A 24074-nucleotide genomic window follows, 5' to 3' on the forward strand; every position below is an offset into this window, starting at 1 on the left:
ATTATGAGAGAAGTAAAGCTGACTGGCAGCCAGAGTCTGCCAAATATGCCTTGGCAGGACAGACCTGCCGGGAATGACAATCCGGTCTGGAGACATAGCGACAACCCGGTGATCAAGCGCAATCCGGCCAAAGGCGTCGCCCGTATCTTCAACAGCGCGGTAATCGCTTACGAGGGCAGCTTCCTTGGAGTCTTCCGCGTGGAAGATCACACAACCCGCCCCCATCTGCGGATGGGCCGCAGCACGGACGGCCTGGATTGGGTCATTGATGAGCAGCCGATCCAATTCATAGACGAAGCTGGCCAACCGTACATGCCGCGTTACGCGTATGATCCCCGTCTGGTGAAGGTGGAGGATACCTATTACATCATCTGGTGCACGGATTTCTACGGTGCGGCGATCGGCGTTGCCAAGACACACGATTTCAAGAGCTTCGTCAGTCTGGAGAATCCGTTCCTGCCGTTCAACCGCAACGGCGTGCTGTTCCCGAAGAAAATAGGCGGCAATTTCGTTATGCTCTCCCGTCCAAGCGACAGCGGACATACTCCGTTCGGTGATGTCTTCCTCAGCGAGAGCCCTGACTTCGTGTACTGGGGCAAGCACCGCCATGTCATGACCAAGGGCGGACAAGGCTGGTGGCAGAGCACCAAGATCGGCGGCGGTCCTGCGCCCATTGAGACCTCGGAAGGCTGGTTGATGTTCTACCATGGGGTTACAGGGACCTGTAACGGCCTTGTCTACAGCATGGGCGCTGTGATTCTGGATGCGGATGAGCCTTCGAGAGTGAAATACCGCTCCCGGAACTTCGTGCTGACACCGGAGGAATGGTATGAAGAAAGAGGCTTCGTCAACAATGTACTCTTCCCTTGTGCAGCGCTGAGCGATGCGGATACCGGCCGGATTGCCATCTATTACGGGGCTGCGGACACCTATGTTGGTGTTGCCTACACCACTGTCCAGGATATCGTTAACTACGTCATTGAGACTCATGAAGAGGTTGGCGATGATGCCGGTCCCGGCAGAATATAGGGTGACAACCGGAGAGGAGACGCTCAGATGAACCAAAGAGCACTACCGCAATTGCTGGATTATCAGGGCAGCAGCCCGAAGCCCGGTGACTTTGATGCTTATTGGGAGCGTGCACTTCAAGAGCTGGATGACCAGACACTGGCTTATGAACTTGTACCTGCTGAATTTACCAGTGAGCTTGCTGAGTGTTTTCATTTGCATTTTACCGGAGTGGGCGGTGCCAGAGTGCACTGTAAATATGCAAGACCGAAGAAGGCAGGAGCAGGCCAAGGTGCCGGAGTTGTAATGTTCCACGGCTATTCCTGCGACAGCGGGGACTGGATGGAGAAGGTGGCTTACGCTGCTCACGGAATCAGCGTGCTGGCCATGGATTGCCGGGGGCAGGGCGGCTTGTCCGAGGATAATCTGACCGTCCGGGGAACGACTGTCCGCGGCCATATCATTCGGGGCATCGATGATCCGGACCCCGACAAGCTGTATTACCGCAACGTGTTTCTGGATACGGTCCAGACGGCGCGGATTCTGATGACTATGCCGGAGGTGGACCCCGAGCGGGTGGGTGCGTTCGGCTGTTCCCAAGGCGGTGCACTCACGGTTGCCTGCGCTGCCCTGGAGCCAAGGATCAGGCTGGCCATTCCGGTCTATCCGTTCCTCTCTGATTACAAAGGAGCCTGGGCGCTGGATATTACAACCTCTGCTTATGAGGAGATTAACTATTACTTCCGCTTCTTTGATCCGCATCATCTGCGGGAGGAAGAGATTTTTAACCGGCTCGGTTATATTGACATCCAGAATTTAGCCGGACGTATACAGGGCAGGGTATTATGGGTAACCGGTCTTATCGATACGGTCTGTCCGCCATCTACACAATTCGCCGCATACAACAAAATCACAGCCGTAAAAGATCTGTTAGTATATCATGAGTATGGTCATGAATATCTTCCCTATCTTTCTGATCGGACGCTTCAGATGTTCATGACCTTGTAACGGGTTCCTTCCGTTCAAGAATACATAGAATCTGGCGGTGATTTTTTGAGCAAGTCAACAGTTCGCAGTACATCTATTCTTACTCGGCTGCATCCCTCCAAGTCGCTGGGGATGCGGCTCTTTCTGGTGTTTTTCATCGCGACGATGGGAATTGTGCTGTCTCTGGGGTATATTTCTTACTCTGTGGCCAGACATACGATTGAGAACAATGCATTGTCCGCTAATCAGCAGACCGTGGAGCAGGCGGCAGAGAAGCTGGATGTGATCCTGCTGCGCTATGAAGATAATCTGGGTCAGCTGTTCTACAATGATGATATTCAACAGGCAATTGCCTTGGAAGGTCTTGCTGCCTCAGATTCAGCGAAGCGCACAGAGCTGTCCAAGACGATTAACGGGGAGCTCAATCAATGGCTCACGGCTGTACCCGGGGTGCAGGCAGTGTATCTGGTTCCGCTGAATGAAGTCTTGCCCGCGGCCGGAGCTGGTGAAGTGGATAATGATTTCCTGGCGGCGATCCGTGATGCAGCATGGTACAAGCAGTTGCAGGAGAAGCCGCAGAGCCAGTGGATTACCGAAGCGTTGAAGCAGGGAGAGGCCGCAGGAGTGGTGCGTTTCGCTAAGTCTGTAGCGGCGGAAGCGGGTCACTCCGGTTATCTGGCAGTCTGCGATATTAAGACTACAGAGCTTGACAGCCAGCTGAAAATGGTTGATCTGGGTCCGGGTTCCTATATCCAGCTGCTGACGGCCACAGATGAGCTGATCGCCTCTTCCCAGCAAGAGGAGACGGACACCTATCTGCGCCTGGGCGGCACTCTGTTCAAGGGCTTAAGTGATACCTCCGGCTCTCTGCCGACCAAGGATGAGAAGGGCAAATCCATACTTGCCGTCTACGGCACGCTGCATACCTCCGGCTGGAGACTGCTTGGTGTGGTGCCTTCCGGCAATCTGACCAAGGATGCGGAACGTATTCTTAACACGACCTACATAGCAGTGGCAGCCGCTGCCGCTGTTGCCGTGCTGATTGGACTCTGGATGGTACGGATGGTCTCGCGTCCGCTGTCACGGCTGCGGGATCTGATGGTCAAGGGGGCAGACGGGGATCTGCGCGTACGCACTGATGTCGTCACCCGTGATGAGATAGGCCAGCTGTCCGGCTCCTTCAACCTGATGATGGAGCAGATTACAGAGCTGGTCGTCCACACCAATGAGACCGCGCGTGAAGTTACGGAAGCAGCGGAAGCCCTTGGCAACGCCTCCCGGGACACAGCGGTGGCAGCGAAGGATATTGCCGCAGCCACGGAAGAGATTGCCGGAGGTGCAGGCAGTCTCTCGCTGGAAGCGGACCGGGGGAATGAGATGACTGCTCAGATCTCGGAGCAGATGGAAGCCGTCATTGCAGTGGCACATGAGATTGGCGGAACCGCGCACAGCGTGGAGCAAGCCAGTGCAGAAGGGGTAATCAAGCTGCAGGAGCTGCTGGGCAGAACACAAGAGACTGGCGACAGGACAGGCAAGCTGGTTCTTAAGGTGAATGAACTTAAGGATACCGCCTCATCGGTCATTCAGGTGCTGGAGGTCATGCAGAGCATCACCCAGCAGACCAATATTCTGTCGCTGAACGCTACTATTGAAGCGGCGCGGGCAGGCGAAGCGGGCAAGGGCTTCACGGTGGTCGCCGATGAAATCCGCCAGCTGGCGGAGCAGTCCAAGCGTTCCATTGCCGTTGTGGGCGAGATTACGGACCGGATCATGCGGGATATGCATGAGACGGTAGACGCCTTATCCGGGGTTGCGCCGCTGTTCGGGGAGCAGATGGACTATGTTCAGAACACCAGTGAGATCTTCATTAGTGTACAGGGGCAGATGCATCAGCTGATCACCAGGCTGGATTCGGTAACTTCTTCGATTGATGGCCTGAACCACTCGCAGCAAGTCTTGTCAGAGACTATAGGCAATGTCAGCTCCTTCGCCGAAGAATCCTCGGCCGCCTCTGAAGAGGTAGCCTCCCTGACCGGTGAACAGGAGAATGTAAGCGAGTATCTGGTTACCCTCTCCAGTAAGCTGGAGAATGCTTCCTCCAGACTGCGGGAGCGATTATCCAAGTTCAACGTGTGAGCCTAACTTATTTAAACCGCCTTTCTACATGGAGGGCGGTTTTTTTGTATGCGAAAAAACGAACATATTGGGCGGGTCGGGAGTGCGCGGACCCAATGTAATCGAAAAATCGATCACATTGGACAGGTGCGGGGCGTGTGATATCCACGCTCCCCCTGGTTAACGCTGACGCCCGCCAGGATGAAAGCAGACGAAGAAACGTGAAGCGCTGCCAGTACGTGGTATGAGGCATCAGCATCGTTCACCCGCTAGGGTTATTTTGCTTCATGAGGTGGGTATAATATTAGCCATGGTTCTGCAGCCCACTTGATGGAGGAATAGCAATTGCACAAGCTGATTCATAAACGTATATTTTGGGGTTGCCTGATCCTGTGCATGCTGCTGGCGGGCCTGATGATCAGGCTGGCCTGGGTACAGCTGCTGTTGAAGGACAGCGTAGTAAGCGGCACCCGCTACACAGTAGCTCAGATGGCAGAGCTGCAAAGTGAGCGGGAAACCGTGCTGGATAGCGGAAGAGGGCGGCTGTATGCGAAGAACGGGGAAGCGCTGGCCGGAGAGACGGTCTGGACGGCTGCGCTGTTCCCGCCGGAGGAGGAGCTTCACCGGCATCATGGTGCCGGTGAATATAACGATGACCAGCAGCTTCACCGGCTGGCGGAGATTCTCGGCGTCAGCTACAGTCAGCTGCAAGCAAGACGGCTAGGGCTGAAGGAGCCGCTGCTCTGGCCTTCCGGCCAAGGCACCGGTCCGCTGGCCCTGACTCTGCCTCAGGCTAGAGAAGTAGAGGCGCTTGCGATCGAAGGCGTCAAGGCGCTGCCTTTTGCCCGCAGATATAACGGGGCTGCCTCCGGCCGCCAGTGGCTCGGTTATCTGTCTGAAGCTTCGGGGGAAGCTATCACCCAATCCCCCACAGGACTGAGAATTCCAAGAACCGGTACAGACGGGCTGGAGAAGACGCTGGAGCCGCTGCTTCAGGGGGTGGGGCACACGGAGGCCGTTGCCCAGGTTGATGCACGCGGCAAACGGGTTCCGGGCAGCCCGATCACAGTCAAAGCGCCGGGCAACCCCTATTATCCGCTGTCTTTATATACCACAATTGATCTGAAGCTTCAGGAGAGTATTGAGAAGCTGGCGGCGGAAGCAGGGGTGAAGGAAGGGGCGATTGTGGTCATGGACAGCCGGAGCGGTGATATCGCAGCGATGGTCTCCTTGCCGTTCTACAATCCGCAGCAGGTCTCACCGCACGGCGGAGAATGGAACAACCGTGCTCTTCAAGCGGCAGCCCCAGGCTCCATCTTCAAAATAGTTACGGCCGCTGCGGCGCTTGAAGCCGGGCTGACCACACCGGAGGAGCCCTTCTTCTGTGCAGGAGCGTATGCGAAATACGGATTGTCCTGTCCGCACGGCAAAGGACACGGCGCCCTCTCGCTTAAGCAAGGGTTCGCCGTGTCCTGTAATACTGTATTTGCTACGCTGGCCGAGCGGTTGAGCGGTGTGAAGCTCCAAGCTACTGCGCTTGCCCTGGGACTGGGCCGGAGCATCGGGTGGCAGGCGGAGAATACGCTCGGTCTGCCATTGCTCCGGCCGCTGGCCGGGGAGCAGCCTGGAACCATCTTCACCACGCTCCTGCCGGATGACGGCGGGGCGAGAGTCCAGACGGCGATCGGCCAGCGCGATGTACGGATCACTCCGCTGCAGGCGGCGAATCTGGTCGTCACACTGCTGCATGGCGGCGAGGTGAGAGCGCCGCGAATTCTGGAGCGGGTTGCATTTGCTAATGGACAGACGCTTAAGGAGCTTCCGGGACATCTGGCGCCTGCGCCGGAGGGCCGGATCTCTCCGGCCACTGCCCGAGTGCTGCTGGGCATGATGCGCAGCGTAGTCACAGAGGGCACAGGCCGCATGCTGAAGCCTTCCGCTTGGCCGCTCGCCGGCAAATCAGGCACGGCTCAGACGCTGGTACATGGCACACCGCGCAATAACCAATGGTTCATCGGCTATGGTCCGGTGGACCAGCCGAAATATGCGGTGTCTGTGGCGATAGAGAATGTGGCTCCAGACAGTCCGCAGGCTGCCACCCGTCTATTCGGTCAGGTGTTCGACCTGTTGTCGGGTCTGGAAGGCAGATCAACCGGCGCCTGAGGGCCTGGACCGGCAGGCTCTGCATTAGACCCGGCATTCCCGGCCGGACCGTCTCCGCTGCTTACGGGAGCGCCTGCCGTAGGTGTCCCCGAGGCCGCGAAGGGCGAGACGACGAACTCCTCCTGCGGCAGATAGATCCACTGCTGGAGATATCCCTGCTGGAGCAGCTCCTTGAGCAGAATCAGCAGAATCGGCGACAGAATGAGTCCTGCTATGCCGAACAGGGAGGAGGACAGAATCACGAACGAGAGCATCAGGAAGGCGGAGGAGACACCGATTGAATTCCCTGTGATTTTGGGCTCCAGCAGCTGTCTTACTACCATTACCACCGCGAGCAGAACGATGAGCCCGATGGCCAGTGACGTATTGCCGACAATGAACAGGTAGATGATCCAAGGGATCAGCACCGCAGGTACCCCGAGCAGCGGCAGCAGATCGACCACGGCGCAGACCAGCGCTATGGTGAGCACATTGCCCGTCTGGAGAATCAGCAGACCAGCCAGAATGATGACGAAGGTGATGCTGATCAGGATCATCTGTGCTTTGATATAAGAACCGATCGCCTTGAACACATTCCCTTGCAGGAAGGCGTAGGCTGTCTTGAACGTCTTCGGCAGCTTCTCGTGAGCAATTCTGCGCCAGTCCTTGATCTCCATACTGAGGAAAAAGGCGAGAATAATCGCAATCCCGAAATTAGCCATAAAGGAAGAGAAAGAGCCAAGCACTCCGACCATATATTTGAAGAAGGCGACCATCCACTTCGAGAGAATATTGGTGGCATCTGTGAAATAACCGTTCAGCTTATCCGTCACATCGGATGGAAGCGAATCGATTTTGTGCTGAAGATAGGTCGTAGTCTCTGTGAAATGCTGCTGGACCACGTATGTATATTTGGGCAGATTATTCTGGAGGTGAATCGCCTGGGTCGTAATCAGCAGTCCGGCACCGAATAGTACGCCCAGCAGGATGACCAGGAAGAGGACTACAGAGATCGCGGAGGCGAAGGGCTTAGCCATACCCTTGCGGTTCAGGAAGCGGGCCAGCGGTTCAATCAGCAGAAACACAAAAAACGACAGGAACACCGGCGCAGCCAGCTGGTACAATTTGCTGAAGCCGAGCATCACTAAATATACAGTTAGAACAAGCAGTCCAATGTCGAAAAAGGTGCGCCAATATTTTTTGTACAGCGGCAGCATAGATTTAAACGACCCCTTTGTGAAGAAAAATTTGTAACCGGCACTTCAACTCATTGTACACGATTTTAATAAAAAACGTCTATTTCTTTGACAGCTGTGTTAAACTAGGAGGTGATGTTTTTTAAAGCTGTCGCTTCTACTTACTCTACTTGGCCGTATCACATCTATCTCCTATCAGACGTAGGGCGAGCCAAAGTCAACTCTGGAAAAGCGGTGATTGTACATGCAGACTTTGCTGCTCTGGCTATTTTATATCTCTACTTTTTATGCTTTTATTCCCGGAATGATCAGCCGTTTATTTGGATATCGTGTCTTCCGCAAAGGGATTGGGCGTACGGATTATGGTCTAACCTTTGATGACGGGCCTGACCCGCATTACACACCTCTGCTGCTGGATCTGCTTAAACGCTACGATGCGAAGGCGACATTCTTTGTCGTTGGCTCCCACGCGGAGCAGCATCCCGAGATCATCAAGCGAATGCATGACGAAGGGCATTTGATCGGAATTCATAATTATGTGCACAAGACGAACTGGCTCATGCGTCCCGCCACGGTGAGGAAGCAGATTGACCAGACAGACGAGATCATCTTCTCCATTACCGGCGAGCGCAGCACCTATTACCGTCCTCCTTGGGGGATCGTGAACCTGTTCGACTTCTCCAAGCGCCGTCAGGTGCAGATTGTATTGTGGTCGGCGATGTTCGGCGACTGGAAGGAGAAGCTTGGAGCGGAAAAGCTGACCGAGAAGCTCATTGCGAAGCTCGGTCCGGGTGAGGTGCTGCTGCTGCATGACTGCGGGACGACGATGGGCGCCGATCCGAATGCACCGGAGCATATGCTGATTGCGCTGGAGCGGATGCTCGCCGAAGCCGAGCGGCGCGGACTGAGCAGCGTCCGGATTGACGAGATGATCAAGGCGGTGCAGCGCTCTCCGATCACGCATTTGTCCTTCGGCAAGCGGCTGCTTGTCGGATTGTGGCTGGCGTGGGAGAAGTTGTTCCAGCTAATGTTCCAGCTCAAGACGATCACGCCGGCAGATCCGTTCCTGCATTACCGTCTGCGCAAGTATCAGGGCAATACGGTGCTGATGGACAACGGCGAGACCTTGAGTAAAGGCGACAAGGTCATTGAGCTGCATATCGACAACAGACAGCTGTTCGAGCTGGGGGTTCATTCCCGTTCTCCGGCACAGCTGGCGATCCGCATGATCCGCCGGATGGAGAAGGATCTGCCGCTGCTTGCAGGGCATATTGCCGGTGAACTCGAGCTGGCCGAGGCCAAGGCGCTCTACGGCGTGAGCATGATCAACCGCGGGCCGGAGAAATTCGGCTTCATGGTGGTAGACCTGCCCAGCGGCCTGTTCGCCCGCTCAACCAAATTCTATCTCAGTGTTCTGCTGAGCGTCATCCACCCCTCGGGCGGAGCAAGGCTCAAGGTGCGCAGTGAGGTGCTGGTGCCCAAGATGATGCTGATGCCGGTGTCGCAGCTGCTGAACCAGATGAACCAGCGGCGGCCGCAGAAGCCGGTGGAGCGGGTACACGAAGAGGAGCTGACGCTTGAAGCTGAGCTGCCTGGAGCAACGGCAGTTCATTGAAGACGAGCATAAGCAGTATACAGCACTTATATTGATTACAGATCTCCGCTGGCCTATATGGGCTGGCGGTTTTTTAGTTCCTGCACATTATGCAACATTTACTCCTCAAAGGGGCAACAACGCGCAATTGTTGCACAAAAGACAGTATTCCTCTACCAATTCACTTCTTAGCGTGATCATTGATGTAGTTCATACAACAATTCCTCCAGATACCTGGTCCACTTGCGCCCAAGGTTGTAATTCCTGCAACAAAAAACAGCAGTCCCGGCCGCATTCGCGATTGGAACTGCTGTTATCCTCATTACTTATCTCTCCCGCTTAGGCCCCGGGCTGAAACTGCGGCTCTAACGATTAGATCTTCAGCACGCCGCCTTTGCTTGCATTGGTAACCAGCTTGGAGTAACGGGCCAGATAACCAGTCTTCACCTTCGGCTCGAATTCTTTCCAGCCCTGGCGGCGGACCGCCAGCACTTCCTCGTCAACCAGCAGCTCGATCTTGCGGTTATTGAGGTCCAGCTCGATGATGTCGCCATCCTCTACAAAAGCGATCGGGCCGCCCTCAGCCGCTTCCGGCGAGATATGGCCGATGCTGATTCCGCGGGAGGCACCTGAGAAGCGTCCGTCCGTGATCAGGCCGACCTTGGCGCCAAGACCCATGCCGACGATCTGCGAAGTCGGAGCCAGCATTTCCGGCATGCCCGGTCCGCCCTTCGGACCTTCATAACGGATAACGACTACATGGCCTTCTTTGACCTTGCCGTTCGCGATGCCTTCCAGTGCCTGCTCCTGGGAGTCGAAGCAGATGGCAGGTCCTTTATGATAGCCGCCAACAGAAGCATCCACGGCACCGACTTTGATGATGGAGCCTTCCGGCGCCAGGTTACCATAGAGTACAGCCAGTCCGCCTACCTGGGAATAGGGGTTGTCGATGGTATGAATAACAGAGGTATCCTGGATCTCATGACCGGTTACATTCTCGGCCAATGTCTTGCCGGTAACCGTCATGCAATCACCGAAGATTGCACCCGGCTTCTTCAGTAATTCGTTCAGCACGGCGCTTACGCCGCCCGCCCGGTCCACATCTTCGATGAAGATATCGGAGGCCGGAGCCAGCTTGGCCAGGTAAGGAACCCGGTTGGCTACTTCGTTGATGCGTTCCAGCGGATAATCGATTTCGGCTTCCTGAGCCAGTGCCAGGGTATGCAGCACTGTATTGGTCGAACCGCCCATAGCCATATCGAGTGCGAAGGCATTGTCCAGCGATTCCTGGGTTACGATATCACGCGGCTTCAGGTCCAGCTTGATCAGCTCCATGAGCTGGGTTGCTGATTTGCGGACGAAGTCTCTGCGTTCTTCGGCTACGGCCAGGATCGTGCCGTTGCCCGGAAGCGCAAGGCCCATAGCTTCGGCCAGACAGTTCATGGAGTTGGCAGTGAACATACCGGAGCATGATCCGCAGGTAGGACAGCCGAATTGTTCCAGTTCAAGCAGCTCAGCGTCATTGATCTTGCCGACCTGATGGGCGCCAACGCCTTCAAATACGGAAGTGAGGGAGAGCTTCTTGCCTTTGCTGTCTACGCCGGCCTTCATCGGCCCGCCGCTGACGAAGATCGTCGGGATATTGACGCGCAGCGCGCCCATCATCATGCCCGGGGTGATTTTATCACAGTTGGGAATGCACACCATACCGTCGAACCAGTGCGCGGATACTACCGTTTCCAGAGAGTCGGCAATGATCTCGCGGCTTGGCAGCGAATAACGCATACCGATATGACCCATGGCAATACCGTCATCTACGCCGATTGTATTGAATTCAAACGGAACCCCGCCGGCTTCACGGATGGCTTCCTTCACGATTTTGCCGAATTCCTGCAGATGCACGTGACCCGGAACAATATCGATATAGGAATTGCAGACCGCGATGAACGGTTTGCCGAAATCCTCTTCTTTAACGCCTGCTGCCCGCAGAAGGCTGCGGTGAGGAGCGCGGTCGAAGCCTTTTTTGATCATATCTGATCGCATTTTCTTGTTTGCCATGATGACTTTTCCCCCTAACGGTATTGGTGAAGCGAATATAGTGCCGCATTAACGCATTGCAATCCCGAAATATACGTAGCCTGCGGTGATTGGTTACGAACGTTAATAGAGAGTCTATCACAAAAAAGCTCTTTTTTCTACCGGACAATGTGAAGTTTGTCGGCGGGTCACGCATGTAAAGTCTGGGCTAATATACAGAAAGAAGCCTATTTCGTATAGGATAGACTTCGGCAAATTGATATAGCGTAGCAGCTTCATTCTTATAGAGAGCGCCGGATGGCGGCACGTTGCAGGGAGATCATCCAGTCTACGGACGGCTCCACGAGCGGGTTCAACAGACGTCTGACCGCAGGCTGGGCGAGCAGAACCGTACATCCTACTGCACCGGCGAGCAGCAGAGCTGCTCCGGCGGGGTTGCCGATATAGGCATACAGGCCGGAAATCACCGCCGTGCGGACCACAAAGCCATGTAGCAGAAAAACATAGAGAGTGCGGCGTCCCAGACCGGTCATGCGGCTTAACCCGTAAGGCACCAGGCCCAAAAATGCCAGGGAGGCGATGAATTGCAGGCCATAAACCGCCAGCCGGAACAGACCTGCATACCATTCATGGGCGCCAAGCTGCATATAGGTCATACTGCCGTATAGCCAGCCCATAGGGAGATCGCCGCCAAGCAGGCCGATAGCAAGGAGCAGCAGGAGCGAAGCGGCGGCGGCAATGCTTTTGACATACCGCTGATACAGCTTCACGAAAGCCCCGAAGGAGAAATGATACCCGATCACAAAAAAGGGCAGATAGACAAAGGTACGGCTGATACTGAACCAGATCCCGTCCAGTTGCAGATAACCTACGGCCACCCCTGCGGTAACAGCGAAGGCCAGTTGGGCGCTGCGGGTCCAGCGGCTCATGCCCAGCATCAGCAGGCGCCAGCAGATGTGGCTGGCCAGGAACCAGAGCAGCAGATAAGGAGCGAAGAACGAATGCTGTATATTATTGACATGAAACAGGGAGGCGTCAAGTAGGGAGTAGAGGCTCTGAAAAATAACATATTGCAGGGCAATTTGCAGGAGTACCTTGCGTCCAGGCGCTCCATGTAAGCTTGAACGGGCAAAGTATCCGGTCACCAGTACAAACAGCGGCATGTGAAAACTGAAGATCCACTGGTAAAGCGTGTGAAGTCCGCTCATTTCTTGAATCAGGGGTTCGATCGCATTGGCCACAAAGACAGTTACAATGAGCATGAAGCGCAGGTTAAGAAAGAAAGTCTCTCCGCGCGTGTCAAACGGGCTTTCCCGGGTCATGACGTAACCTCCAATGAAATTAGGTTTGCAGGGGGTTGATACTTTAATTTTAAAATACATGATTTCCGGACAATAAATTGTGAAATACATCACAATAGCAAGCCTATCATTGGAAATGTCTGGGGCCAGATGTGGCGAAGTCTTGAAGGTTGTTTGAATTCACCGATTCCCGTATAATTTTCAGTATGCAGGAATCGGGAGTGAACACTAATGAAAAAGAATATAATCAGACGCCGTGTGCTTATTGGAGTGGTGTTGGTTCTACTGGTGGCGGGAGTGTTTATATGGAGGTATCTGACCCCGTATAAGCCGGAGGCACGGGCTGAAACCGCCCTGATCTCTGCCGGGGGAGTCACTGTTGAACAGAATGACAATTGGATCTCGTTCGACCCCTCAGTGGTGCTCGGCACCGCCGTGATCTTTTATCCGGGAGCACTGGTCAAGGCGGAAGCATATGCGCCGCTGGCCCGTAAAGTTGCCGCAGCCGGTCACCCGTTCTACATTGCCAGAATGCCGCTTAATCTGGCTGTAATCAAAGGGGATGCCGCCGAAGATATTATCCGCGTGCATCCGAAGCAGTCCTTCGTCCTGGGCGGACATTCGCTTGGCGGCGTAATGGCTTCACGCTTCGCTGCGGATCATGCCGGCCAACTGGAAGGCGTTTTTTTTCTGGCCTCGTATCCCGATGAGAAAGGCAGTCTGAAGGACACTACGTTGTCCGTCTTGTCTGTGCTTGGTACGAAGGATGAAGTCGTCGACCAGAAGAGCTATAACAAAGGACGTTCCTATTTGCCGGGCAATACCGTATATGTGTCGGTTGAAGGCGGTAACCATGCCCAATTCGGCAGCTATGGCGCGCAAAAGGGTGACGGAACCGCTACGATTACCGAAGAAGAACAGCAGACCCGGACCGTCCGGGCGATGCTGGACTGGCTGGGGAATCTGCGCCAGAGCAAATGAACTAACGAATACCTGAAGTAATATAACGTATGCGGAAGGAGCGCTGGAATGCCTGTATTGCACATCAATGAACTCTCCGTTCCCGTAAGCGGCATCCTGTTCGATAAGGACGGCACGCTGCTTGATCTCCTGGCTACCTGGGGCAGCTGGGCTGAGCTGGTGCTTGAGGGATTGGGCAGCCAGCTGACTCTGATTGGCAGCAGGCCCGTAACGGGAGCCAATCTGGCTTCGGTGCTGGGGACGACGCATGATGCTTCTGGACGAATTACCGGTTATGATCCCGCCGGTCCGCTGTCCATGGCAACGGCTGAGGAATCCACCGGGATTCTGGCCTGGCAGCTCTATACAGCGGGTGTACCCTGGAATGAAGCGGTGACGCGCGTGAATGCCATCTCCAAGGAGGCCATGAATGAGCTTCGCCGCCGCCGTACGGCTGTACCTATGCCGGAATTATTGCCATTCCTGGAGCAGTGTGCCGCTGCTTCCCTGAAGCTTGGCGTTGTGACCTCAGACAATCTGTCCACCACCCGCGAGCATCTGGAATGGCTTGGTATTTCAGAATACTTCGGGGTGTTGGTTACCCGAGACCAGGTGAAATACGGCAAGCCTGCACCGGAAATGGCCGAGAAGGCCTGCCGGGAGCTCGGGCTGCTGCCCGAAGAGGCGGTTATTATCGGTGACAGCAATGCGGATATGCAGCTGGGCCGGGGGGCGGGCCTGCGGCTTGCGGTCGGAATCTCACCGGACGGAGGGGCAGACCATCTGCTGGATGCGGACATTGTGGTATCCGGCTATCCGGCGCTCCGCATAACGATCTGAATGCATGACGAATAGGTACAGAGAGGACAGGTGTAGATCATGGAACAATTACAGCTACTGGCTTCCTGGATTCAAAAAAGCAATAATATCGTCTTTTTCGGCGGTGCCGGAACATCGACGGAGAGCGGCATCCCGGACTTCCGTTCGGCAGCCGGCCTGTACCAGACACAGCACAACTCTCCCTATCCGCCTGAGGTGATGCTCAGCCGCAGCTTTTTTATGTCCTCGCCGGACATTTTTTTTGATTTCTACCGCAGCAAGATGATTCATCCCGGAGCGAAGCCGAACGGGGCTCACCGTCTGCTTGCGGAGCTGGAGGAGAGCGGCAGGCTGAAGGCGGTCATTACGCAAAATATCGACGGCCTTCATCAGATTGCGGGCAGCCGCCGGGTTCTGGAGCTGCACGGCTCTATCCACCGCAATCACTGCATGGGCTGCCAGCGCTACTACGGTCTGGAGGAATGGCTGGGGCAGGAAGGCTCTGTGCCGCGCTGTGAGGACTGCGGGGGCATCATCAAGCCGGATGTGGTGCTCTATGAGGAAGCGCTTGATCATGAAGTGCTGGTTGAAGCCGTGGATGCCATTGCAGCGGCGGATCTGCTGATTATCGGCGGTACCTCGCTTACCGTTCAGCCTGCTGCAAGCCTGGTCACTTACTTCAGGGGGCAGAATACTGTACTGCTTAACGGCGAGCCTACCCCGTATGACGATCATGCAGATCTGATTATTACAGAGCGGATCGGAGAGGTGCTGGGTAGAGTGCAGGGACTGCTGGGCTAACGCCCAGTCTTTTTTTAAAAGAAGGGTATTCACAAAAGAGAAACGAGAGGCAGGGATATAACATGGTATATGTGGCTAGTGATGAACGGTATGAAGGGATGCGTTACAACCGCACCGGCAGGTCCGGCCTCAAGCTTCCGGCCATCTCACTCGGCCTATGGCATAATTTTGGCGGCATTGATGCTTATGAGAACGGCCGTGAGATGATTACCCGCGCTTTTGATCTCGGGATTACCCACTTTGACCTGGCGAATAACTACGGGCCTCCGGCCGGATCGGCGGAAGAGCTGTTCGGCAAGGTGCTGGCCCGGGATCTCGCGCCGTACCGTGACGAGCTGGTGATCTCGACTAAGGCAGGATACACGATGTGGCCCGGCCCTTACGGCGACTGGGGGTCACGTAAATATATCCTGTCCAGTCTGGACCAGAGCCTGAAGCGGCTGGGGCTGGACTATGTGGATATCTTCTACTCCCACCGCCCGGACCCGGACACGCCCATGGAAGAAACGATGGGAGCGCTGGATCATGCCGTACGCTTAGGCAAGGCACTGTACATCGGCTTGTCCAACTACACAGAGGAGCAGACCCGGCAGGCTATTGCGATTCTGAAGGAGCTGGGCACCCCGCTGCTGATTCATCAGCCAAGGTATTCCATGCTGGACCGCTGGATTGAAGGCGGGCTTCAGGATGTGCTGGAGGAGCATGGGGTGGGCAGTATTGCCTTTACTCCGCTGGCGCAGGGTCTGCTGACGAATAAATATCTGAACGGCATCCCTGGAGATTCCCGGGCAGCCGGACCTTCGGCTGCGCTGAATGAGAGCCGGATTACGCCGGAGGTGCTGCGCAGAATCCACGCGCTGAATCAGATGGCGGTAGCGCGCGGGCAGAGTCTGGCCCAGTTCGCCCTGCTCTGGACGCTGCGCGGCGGCCGGATCACCTCGGCGCTGATCGGTGCCAGCCGGGTCAGCCAGATCGAAGAGAATATCGCCGCGCTGTCCCATAGTGACTTCACGCAGGAGGAGCTGGACCGGATCGAGACGATCCTTAAGACAGAGGGTGAAGCCTAAGGCGCTCAGCCTAAGAGTTGCCTTAAGGTCCAGCTTCCGCAGATTACAACGCAAGCAGCCCGCTTCCTGTTCAGGAGACGGGCTGTTGCTCTAGGCGATATGGCTATTTCTCTCCAGGGTTCACTGTAGCCTGGCGGTAAGCGGTAGGGGACTGGCGGTAAAAGCGCTTGAACTGCCGGGAGAAATACAGGGCATCGGTCAGTCCGACCGATGCCGCTACCTGCTCTACGGACAGCTCGGGGCGTTCACGCAGCAGCTGGCGCGACTTCTCCACCCGCAGCTTCAGCAGGTAAGTGACCGGAGAGAGCCCCGTCTCCTGCTTGAAGATGCGGGAGAGATAAGCGCGGTTATAGCCCAGACTGCCGCACATCTGTTCAATTGAGACCGGATGGGCATACTGAGAAGCCATGTAATGAATCATCTGCTTCACTGTCCGCTTGATCTGTGATTCCGCACCCGGCAGCCGGGAGGAGGAGACCAGCAGCTCCGCCGCTTCTCCTGCGATGAGGTACAGGTAACCCAGAGAGGTCAGGGCGGCGCTCTCCTTATTGGCATAGAAGGCGGACATCATCCCGGCAAGCGCTCCGGGAATTACACTGCCGCCTGCGGTAGACAGCACCGGGGCGAGCGGAGCGAAGCCCGCCTGCTGCGCAAGCTGCCCGGCATCAGCGCCGGTGAAGGCGGCCCAGCGGTAACGCCAGGGCTCCAGCTGATCTGAAATATAGCTGACCAGCTGGCCCGGGTGGATCAGGAAGCAGTCCCCGGCCCCCAGCTCGTATGTGTGCTGCTCAGTCCGGAAGACCCCGGAGCCTGATTCAATATAATGGAGCAGATAGTAATCGTAGATCTTGGGACCCGCCTGATGCAGCGGGAGGGTCTGGCTCTCTCCCGCAAAAAGTACATGCAGCAGCTGCTTATCGTAATATACAGGATTTGATCCTACTGAATAGGTATGTTGCACTGCAAGCCGCCTTTCCTGAGCAGAACGCTTCCATAGCTAAGTGCATAGGGAGCGCCCGTTCACTTTTCTTCTTACCGAGTATAGTCTCTTCAGAGACGAAAGTCACATTTGTCCATATATTGCACACATGATTGCATTATCAGGGCAAGTCTGATTTTATTATAATGTAAGCATGAAGGACGCAAGCTATAATCCAAAGTCCCAGCACAAGCAGCGAAAGGATGGAGTGTCAATAATGAGCATACAGGAACTTAACAGTACATTTATCAAGAAGTACGGGGAGAGCGGGGAAGCCGCGCGGGTATTCTACGCACCGGGCCGCGTGAATCTGATCGGAGAGCATCTGGATTACAACGGAGGTTATGTTTTCCCGGCAGCCCTGGACTTCGGAACCACCCTGATCGTGCGCCCGCGTACAGACGGCAAGGTTCAATTCGCATCCACGAATTTCCCTTATGAAGCTTCCATCGATTTCAGTGACATCGGTGCAGCCAAGACCGGCGAATGGGTGGACTATCCGGTCGGCGTAATGGTGGAGCTGGCTAAGAAGGGTCACCCGGTATCCGGGGGCTACGATCTTTTGTTCCATGGTGAGATTCCTAACGGCTCGGGCTTGTCCTCTTCCGCTTCGATTGAGGTAGTGACCGGCTTCGCCTTCCTGACGCTGCTTGGCGGTGACACAGATACGGTGGAGATCGCTCTGCTGTCCCAGCGCGCGGAGAACCAGTATGTCGGCGTGAACTCCGGGATCATGGACCAGTTCGCTGTGGCCAACGGCAAGCGCGACCAGGCCATCCTGCTGATGTGCGATACGCTGGAATACAGCCTCGTACCTTTCGTGACGGGCAGCTATAAGCTGGTCATCGGCAACACGAACAAGAAGCGCGGCCTGGTGGACTCGAAGTATAATGAGCGCCGCAGCCAATGTGAAGAGGCGCTCGCTATTCTGAAGCAGGAGGTTCCATCCCTGTCCTATCTGGCCGAGGTGAAGCCAGAGCAGTTCGAGCTTTTGCAGGACAAAATTACGGATGAAACTGTTAAGCGCCGGGCCCGCCATGTGGTAGAGGAGAATCAGCGTGTGCTTGACTCGGTGGAGGTGCTGAAGAACAATGATCTGAAGCAGTTCGGCCTGTACATGAATGACTCCCATGTCTCTCTCCGCGACCTCTATGAAGTCAGCTGCGAGGAGCTGGATGTGATGGTGGAAGAAGCACAGCGCATTCCGGGCACACTGGGCTCACGGATGACCGGCGCAGGATTCGGGGGATGTACGGTATCACTGGTACATGAGGATGATGTGCAGCGGTTCATAACGGAAGTTGGGGAAGCCTACAAGAACAGAACCGGCCTGACCGGCGAATTCTATGTATGCGGCATCGGCAACGGCGTGGAAGAATTGAAAGGAGTGAAATAAGATGGCGATTCTGGTAACGGGCGGCGCAGGATACATCGGTTCACACACAGTAGCAGAGCTGCTGGACCGCGGGGAAGAGGTTGTGGTGATTGACAATCTGCTGACAGGGCACCGGGAGGCGCTGCTGGGCGGCAAGCTGTACGAGGGTGACCTGCGCGACAAGGCGCTGCTGGCGAAGCTGTTCTCCGAGAATGAGATCGAAGCGGTAATTCACTTCGCAGCCAGCTCCCTGGTGGGCGAGAGCATGAAGGACCCGGTTAAATACTACGATAACAATGTCTATGGAACGCAGTGTCTTCTCGAAGCCATGCAGCATGCCGGTGTGGATAAAATCGTCTTCTCCTCCACTGCCGCCACCTACGGCGAACCGGAAAAGGTGCCTATCGAAGAGACCGACCGTACCGAGCCTGCGAATGTCTACGGCGAGACCAAGCTGACCATGGAACGCATGATGGCCTGGTTCGACAAAGTGCTCGGCATCAAATACGTAGCGCTGCGCTACTTCAATGCTGCAGGCGCACACGCCAGCGGCAAGATCGGCGAAGACCACCGTCCGGAGAGCCACCTGATTCCGCTGGTGCTCCAGGCTGCGCTGAAGCAGCGCGAGAATATCGCTGTGTTCGGGGAAGACTATCCGACAGAGGACGGAACCTGCGTACGCGACTACATCCATGTCAGCGATCTGGCGGATGCGCATGTCCGTGCAGTAACTTATCTGCGCAGCGGCAGTGCGAGCAATATCTTCAACCTTGGCAACGGCCTGGGCTTCTCTGTGAAGCAGGTCATTGAGACTGCGAAGAAGGTTACCGGCCTGGATATTCCGGTTGTGGTTCAGGACCGCCGCGCCGGAGATCCGGCAGTGCTCGTCGCTTCCTCTGACAAAGCCCGGAAGGTTCTGGGCTGGGACCCGCAGCATGCCGATCTGGAAGGCATTATTCAGAGCGCTTGGAGCTGGCACTCCGCCAATCCGCAAGGGTACGGGGAGTAAGCAGCAGGGCTAATTATTGCCCGAAGGTGAAATAGACAGAATGTAAAGCGCCGCATAAGGCACCATAGAAGGAGAAATGAAATGCAGAACGATAATAGTACGGCTGCTGCCGCTGAGAAGGCGCTGTATGCGATTGAACAGCTGGTTCTGTTTGCCGGACATACGGGACTTATCCAGCCCGCAGATGTGGATTACAGCCGTAATGAACTACTGGACCAGTTCGGCTTCAGCGAGCCGTATCCCGGTGAGTTCACTGAAGGTCCGCTGGACAGCCCGCAGGCCCCGCTGGACCAGCTGATTGATTACGGGTTCAGTCTTGGGCTGATCCCGGAGAATACGGATACGTACCGCGACCTGCTGGATGCCAAGATTATGGGCCTGCTCATGGCCCGCCCGTCTGAGGTGAATGCGGAGTTCGCCGCGATCCGGGCGGAGCAGGGCGTGCAGGCGGCAACGGACCGCTTTTATAAGCTGAGCATTGATTCTAACTATATCCGTATGGACCGTGTAGCGAAGAATGTGTATTGGCTTCAGGAGTCGCCGTACGGGGATATTGAGATGACGATCAACCTCTCCAAGCCGGAGAAAAGCCCGAAGGAAATCGCCATGGCCCGGCTGCTTCCTCCTCCGGTCTATCCGAAGTGCCAGCTCTGCCGCGAGAACGTCGGCTATGCCGGACGGGTCAATCACCCGCCGCGTCAGAACCTGCGCGTGATCCCGCTCACGATGAACAGCGAGAAGTGGTTCTTCCAGTACTCGCCTTATGTCTACTATAACGAGCATTGCATCGTGTTCCACCATGATCATGTGCCGATGAAGCTGACGAAGGATACGCTGAAGCGTCTGCTTAGCTTCGTGGAAGCCTTCCCGCATTATTTCATTGGCTCGAATGCCGATCTGCCGATTGTCGGCGGCTCCATTCTGACGCATGACCACTTCCAGGGCGGACGGCATACGTTCCCGATCCAGAAGGCACCCAAAGAGGATACCTTCACACATGCCTCATATCCCGGTGTCAGCTTAAGCACTGTGAAGTGGCCGATGTCCGTGCTGCGGATGCATGCCGAAGATCCGGCGGTGCTGCTGGAGGCAGGCAACCATATCTACGAATCCTGGAAGACGTACAGCGATCCCTCCGCCGAAGTGCTGGCATTCAGTGAAGAGGATGGAGAGCGCGTGCCGCATAATACCGTCACCCCTATCGTGCGCCGGGCAGAGGACGGCGGCTACGAGATGGATCTGGTGCTGCGCAACAACCGGACCAGCGAAGAATATCCCGAAGGGATCTTCCACCCGCACCGGGAGATGCACCATATCAAGAAGGAGAACATCGGCCTCATTGAGGTGATGGGTCTGGCGATTCTGCCGGGACGGCTCAAGGAAGAGCTTGACGCCATCGCTGGCATATTGGCAGGCGATACCGCGCTTCTCGGAGATGTCCAGAGCAAGGGCCAGGAGCATCCGCTGGCGCTGCACACTTCCTGGATTACCGAACTGGTAAGCCGCTTCGGCACCTCCCTGAACCGCGAAGAAGCGGTAAAGACCATTCAGAATGAAGTGGGTACGAAGTTCACTCACATTCTGGAACATGCCGGAGTCTACAAACGCACGCCGGAAGGGCAGGCGGCCTTCCGCCGGTTCTTGAACAGCAGCGGTTTTAACTGAGACCTTACTTAACTTAATGTTTGCAAAATGTACTGTCCCTGCCGGATCTGGCGGGGGCATTTTTTATCATTGGGAAATGAGGATATTCCTCTCTATTGTGGGTTAATTACTGAAGCCTGCGGGTGAAACGGACTGAGAAGACGTTGTATCCCTCAGAAACTAATAAATAATGATGAAGCGGAGTGAGAAGCGCTAATCTTGTTCATTTGAGCGCAAAATGACGGATATCAGGACGCTTAACGGAATCTCTGCAATTAGAATAAAAAGTGGACGCCACGTTAAGAGACACTGGATAATAGGCTTAACGAAGGAAGGTGTCCAATGTGGGGGAACGACGGCAACGATACAATGAAGAATTTAAGAAGCAGACGGTGAAATATGTGCAGGAGCAGACCAAGAGTATAGGGGATATCTGTGAGGAGCTGAATATCCCCAAGAGTACAATTCACCAATGGATCTCTCAGTACCGCCAATTCGAGCAGGAGGCCATTCACCATCCGGAGAAAATGCGTCAGATTGAACAGACGCTTAAGGATGCCGAAGCGGAGAATCACCGCAAAGAACGTGAAATCGAGGACCTGAAAGAAGAACTGGCCATTCTAAAAAAGGCGCTGCACATCTTCAGCAAAGAAAAGAACTAAGGTTCCAGTTTATCGAAGATCACCGCTCGGATTTTCGATTGGAGAAGATGTGCAAGGTCCTAAAGGTATCCCGAAGCGGGTACTACAAATGGCGTGCGGCAGAGCAGCCGGTACGCCTCGAGCGAAAAGAGAAGCTGATTCAGCGTATTCGGTGGTATCACCAGGATTCAGGGGGCACCTACGGCAGCCCAAGGATTCATCGGGAACTCCAAAAGGAGGGCTGGAAGGTCTCCGAGCGTACCGTCGGCCTGTTCATGCGCGAGCAAGGGATACGTTCGTGTATGGCCCGTAAATATCGGGTCACGACCACGGATTCGAATCACAATCTGCCGATCGCGCCCAATGAACTGAAGCAAGACTTTTCGGCCACAAGGCCAAATGAAAAATGGGTGGCCGATATTACGTACATTCCATGTCGCCAAGGCAAACTCTATTTGGCGAGTATTCTGGACCTGTATACGAAACAGATTGTGGGGTGGAAGCTCAGTGACCGGATGACCACAGATCTGGTTCTAGACGCCCTCAAGCAGGCCTACAAGGCGAAAAAGCCTGGGAAGGACCTGATACACCACTCCGACCGAGGATCTCAGTATGCCTCCAAGGATTACCGGAAACAGCTCCAAACCTATCGTATGAAAGCGAGTATGAGCCGCAGGGGCAACTGCTACGATAATGCTTGTATAGAAGCGTTCCACAGCATTCTGAAGCGCGAGTTGATTTACAGTCATCCAAAGTTTAAAACCATGGAAGAGGCATACCAAAAGCTATACTGGTATTTGGAGTTGTTTTACAACCGTAAGCGTTCCAACAGTACTCTGGGATACATGTCGCCAGTGCGTTTTGAGCAACTTTACTACCAGACAGTCGTTTAATTGGGCGTCCACTTTATTGACAGAAGAGCACTCAGTCCGTATATCCTGTCATTTGATCAAATTTGCCAACATAACGGAATCTCAGTCCAACTTACGGGTAGAGGAGTAAGGTTTGCTGTCTCGGTCCGGCTCGATTTGAATGCGCCAAGCAGGAGGATTATAATAGACAAGTGCTTCACATTCACATACTCATGGAGGTTTACCCATATGCGCAAGTTTGAATTTTATAACCCTACCAAGCTTATTTTCGGACAGGGAACATTGCAGTCACTCCGTACCGAGGTGCCGAAATACGGTAAGAATGTACTGCTGATGTACGGCGGCGGGAGTATTAAGCGCAGCGGCCTGTACGACAACGTCATTGCTGAGCTGGCTGCGGTTGGTGCCGTAGTTACCGAGCTTGCCGGAGTGGAGCCGAATCCGCGTCTCTCGACGGTACATAAAGGTGTAGCGTTGTGCCATGAGCATCACATTGACCTGATTCTTGCTGTCGGCGGCGGCAGCGTGCTGGATTGTGCCAAGGCAGTGGCTGTCGGGGCAAAATATGAAGGGGATATGTGGGACTTTGTAGAACGCAAGGCCGCTCCTCAAGGTGCACTTCCGCTGGGAACCGTACTGACAATGGCAGCGACCGGCTCGGAAATGAACAACGGCTCGGTGATCACCAATGAAGTGACCAAGGAGAAAATGGGCTGGGGCAGCATTCATGCCTATCCGGCCTTCTCGATCCTTGACCCGGAGAACACCTTCTCTCTGCCGCGCGACCAGACAGTGTACGGTATGGTGGACATCATGTCCCATACGCTGGAGCATTATTTCCATACTGACAGCAATACGCCTTTACAGGACGGCTTCCTGGAGAGTCTGCTTCGCACCGTGATTGAGACGGCTCCTAAGCTGATTGAGGATCTGAACAACTACGAGCTGCGCGAGACCATTATGTATTGCGGGACGATGGCGCTGAACGGAATGGTCAGTATGGGCTTTGCCGGTGACTGGGCTACGCACAACATTGAGCATGCCGTATCCGCTGTGTATGATATTCCCCACGGCGGCGGCCTGGCGATTCTCTTCCCGCAGTGGATGAGATATAACCTCAGCACGAATCCTGCCCGCTTCCGCCAGCTGGCTGTGAACGTGTTCGGTATTGACCCTGCCGGCAAGACCGATGAGCAGACCGGCCTCGAAGGCATTGAAGCGCTCCGCAGCTTCTGGGATTCCATTGGTGCTCCGAAGACGCTCGGCGATTATGATATCGACGACAGCGAAATCGGCAGTATGGCTGACAAGGCGGTCCGCTTCGGCCCGTTCGGCAACTTCCGCAAGCTGGAGCGTCAGGACGTTGTTGAAATTTATAAGCTGGCTTTGTAAGCTAGCCATCGATAGTAAAGCCGCTCCCCATCTACGGGGGCGGCTTCTTTTGTCTGTTAATTTTCCCGCTCCCGGCATACATTAATGAGAGCAATACCCAACTTTGTGAAACCAAGGGCATGGCAGTTGCGTTTA

The 24074-nt window shown here is 55.1% G+C and carries 19 protein-coding genes; 15 read left to right on the forward strand and 4 right to left on the reverse strand.

The genetic code is table 11. From position 1 onward, the window contains the following. Positions 1–3: 3 nt before the first annotated feature. The 4 genes from NYE24_RS29115 to NYE24_RS29130 all read left to right on the forward strand — a co-directional run bounded on the left by NYE24_RS29115 (position 4) and on the right by NYE24_RS29130 (position 6273). Entirely contained in the window at positions 4–1029 is a 1026-nt protein-coding gene (locus NYE24_RS29115) for a glycoside hydrolase family 130 protein (RefSeq protein ID WP_036696632.1), read from the forward strand. 27 nt (positions 1030–1056) lie between these two features. Continuing rightward, entirely contained in the window at positions 1057–2016 is a 960-nt protein-coding gene (locus NYE24_RS29120) for an alpha/beta fold hydrolase (RefSeq protein WP_036696635.1), read from the forward strand. A 45-nt stretch (positions 2017–2061) separates the two neighbouring features. Continuing rightward, positions 2062–4131: a methyl-accepting chemotaxis protein gene (locus tag NYE24_RS29125; protein ID WP_084648975.1), complete on the forward strand. Its 2070-nt coding sequence runs from the start codon at positions 2062–2064 to the stop codon at positions 4129–4131. Between the two features lie 324 nt (positions 4132–4455). Then, positions 4456–6273 carry a penicillin-binding transpeptidase domain-containing protein gene (locus tag NYE24_RS29130; protein WP_036696636.1) on the forward strand — a complete coding sequence of 606 codons (1818 nt, stop codon included), beginning with the start codon at positions 4456–4458 and terminating at the stop codon, positions 6271–6273. On the opposite strand, the gene NYE24_RS29135 is transcribed toward NYE24_RS29130, so the two are convergent. Beyond that, a complete protein-coding gene (locus NYE24_RS29135; protein ID WP_076158738.1) occupies positions 6222–7469 on the reverse strand; it encodes an AI-2E family transporter in 1248 nt (415 codons plus the stop codon). The two genes, NYE24_RS29130 and NYE24_RS29135, sit on opposite strands and share 52 nt — an antisense overlap. A 223-nt stretch (positions 7470–7692) precedes the next feature. Between NYE24_RS29135 and NYE24_RS29140 the strand changes: the two genes are divergently transcribed. Then, positions 7693–9063 carry a polysaccharide deacetylase family protein gene (locus NYE24_RS29140; RefSeq protein WP_342477263.1) on the forward strand — a complete coding sequence of 457 codons (1371 nt, stop codon included), beginning with the start codon at positions 7693–7695 and terminating at the stop codon, positions 9061–9063. 351 nt (positions 9064–9414) lie between these two features. On the opposite strand, the gene ilvD is transcribed toward NYE24_RS29140, so the two are convergent. After that, on the reverse strand, positions 9415–11100 hold the full coding sequence (ilvD, locus tag NYE24_RS29145) for a dihydroxy-acid dehydratase (protein WP_036696641.1): 1686 nt from the start codon (positions 11098–11100) through the stop codon (positions 9415–9417). A 260-nt stretch (positions 11101–11360) separates the two neighbouring features. Further along, a complete protein-coding gene (locus tag NYE24_RS29150) occupies positions 11361–12401 on the reverse strand; it encodes a fucose 4-O-acetylase (protein WP_342477264.1) in 1041 nt (346 codons plus the stop codon). A gap of 210 nt (positions 12402–12611) precedes the next feature. On the opposite strand from NYE24_RS29150, the gene NYE24_RS29155 reads away from it, so the two are divergent. The 4 genes from NYE24_RS29155 (at position 12612) to mgrA (ending at position 16027) form a co-directional block, all read left to right on the forward strand. Then, the gene (locus tag NYE24_RS29155; protein WP_342477265.1) at positions 12612–13361 is read left to right on the forward strand and encodes an alpha/beta hydrolase; all 750 of its coding nucleotides are present in this window, start codon (positions 12612–12614) and stop codon (positions 13359–13361) included. A gap of 48 nt (positions 13362–13409) precedes the next feature. Next, entirely contained in the window at positions 13410–14180 is a 771-nt protein-coding gene (locus NYE24_RS29160) for an HAD-IA family hydrolase (RefSeq protein ID WP_036696649.1), read from the forward strand. 39 nt (positions 14181–14219) lie between these two features. Then, positions 14220–14960: an NAD-dependent protein deacylase gene (locus NYE24_RS29165; protein WP_036696652.1), complete on the forward strand. Its 741-nt coding sequence runs from the start codon at positions 14220–14222 to the stop codon at positions 14958–14960. Between the two features lie 62 nt (positions 14961–15022). Then, on the forward strand, positions 15023–16027 hold the full coding sequence (mgrA, locus tag NYE24_RS29170; RefSeq protein WP_342477266.1) for an L-glyceraldehyde 3-phosphate reductase: 1005 nt from the start codon (positions 15023–15025) through the stop codon (positions 16025–16027). Between the two features lie 103 nt (positions 16028–16130). On the opposite strand, the gene NYE24_RS29175 is transcribed toward mgrA, so the two are convergent. After that, positions 16131–16988, reverse strand: a complete 858-nt coding sequence (locus NYE24_RS29175; RefSeq protein WP_036696657.1) for an AraC family transcriptional regulator — start codon at positions 16986–16988, stop codon at positions 16131–16133. Positions 16989–17223: 235 nt separating this feature from the next. Here NYE24_RS29175 and NYE24_RS29180 point away from each other — a divergent pair, with 235 nt between their 5' ends. The 6 genes from NYE24_RS29180 (at position 17224) to NYE24_RS29205 (ending at position 23939) form a co-directional block, all read left to right on the forward strand. After that, a complete protein-coding gene (locus tag NYE24_RS29180; RefSeq protein WP_036696660.1) occupies positions 17224–18402 on the forward strand; it encodes a galactokinase in 1179 nt (392 codons plus the stop codon). Between the two features lies 1 nt (position 18403). Further along, positions 18404–19390 carry a UDP-glucose 4-epimerase GalE gene (gene galE / locus NYE24_RS29185; protein ID WP_036696662.1) on the forward strand — a complete coding sequence of 329 codons (987 nt, stop codon included), beginning with the start codon at positions 18404–18406 and terminating at the stop codon, positions 19388–19390. Between the two features lie 81 nt (positions 19391–19471). Then, positions 19472–21055: a UDP-glucose--hexose-1-phosphate uridylyltransferase gene (locus NYE24_RS29190; protein WP_036696665.1), complete on the forward strand. Its 1584-nt coding sequence runs from the start codon at positions 19472–19474 to the stop codon at positions 21053–21055. Between the two features lie 323 nt (positions 21056–21378). After that, positions 21379–21696 (forward strand): transposase, encoded by a 318-nt coding sequence (locus tag NYE24_RS29195; RefSeq protein ID WP_342477004.1) that lies wholly within the window; start codon positions 21379–21381, stop codon positions 21694–21696. Positions 21697–21707: 11 nt separating this feature from the next. Beyond that, entirely contained in the window at positions 21708–22568 is an 861-nt protein-coding gene (locus NYE24_RS29200; protein ID WP_342479201.1) for an IS3 family transposase, read from the forward strand. Positions 22569–22775: 207 nt separating this feature from the next. After that, the gene (locus NYE24_RS29205) at positions 22776–23939 is read left to right on the forward strand and encodes an iron-containing alcohol dehydrogenase (protein ID WP_341029625.1); all 1164 of its coding nucleotides are present in this window, start codon (positions 22776–22778) and stop codon (positions 23937–23939) included. Positions 23940–24074: the final 135 nt, after the last annotated feature.

The organism is Paenibacillus sp. FSL H7-0350, from assembly GCF_038593195.1.
Lineage (GTDB): Bacteria > Bacillota > Bacilli > Paenibacillales > Paenibacillaceae > Paenibacillus_AQ.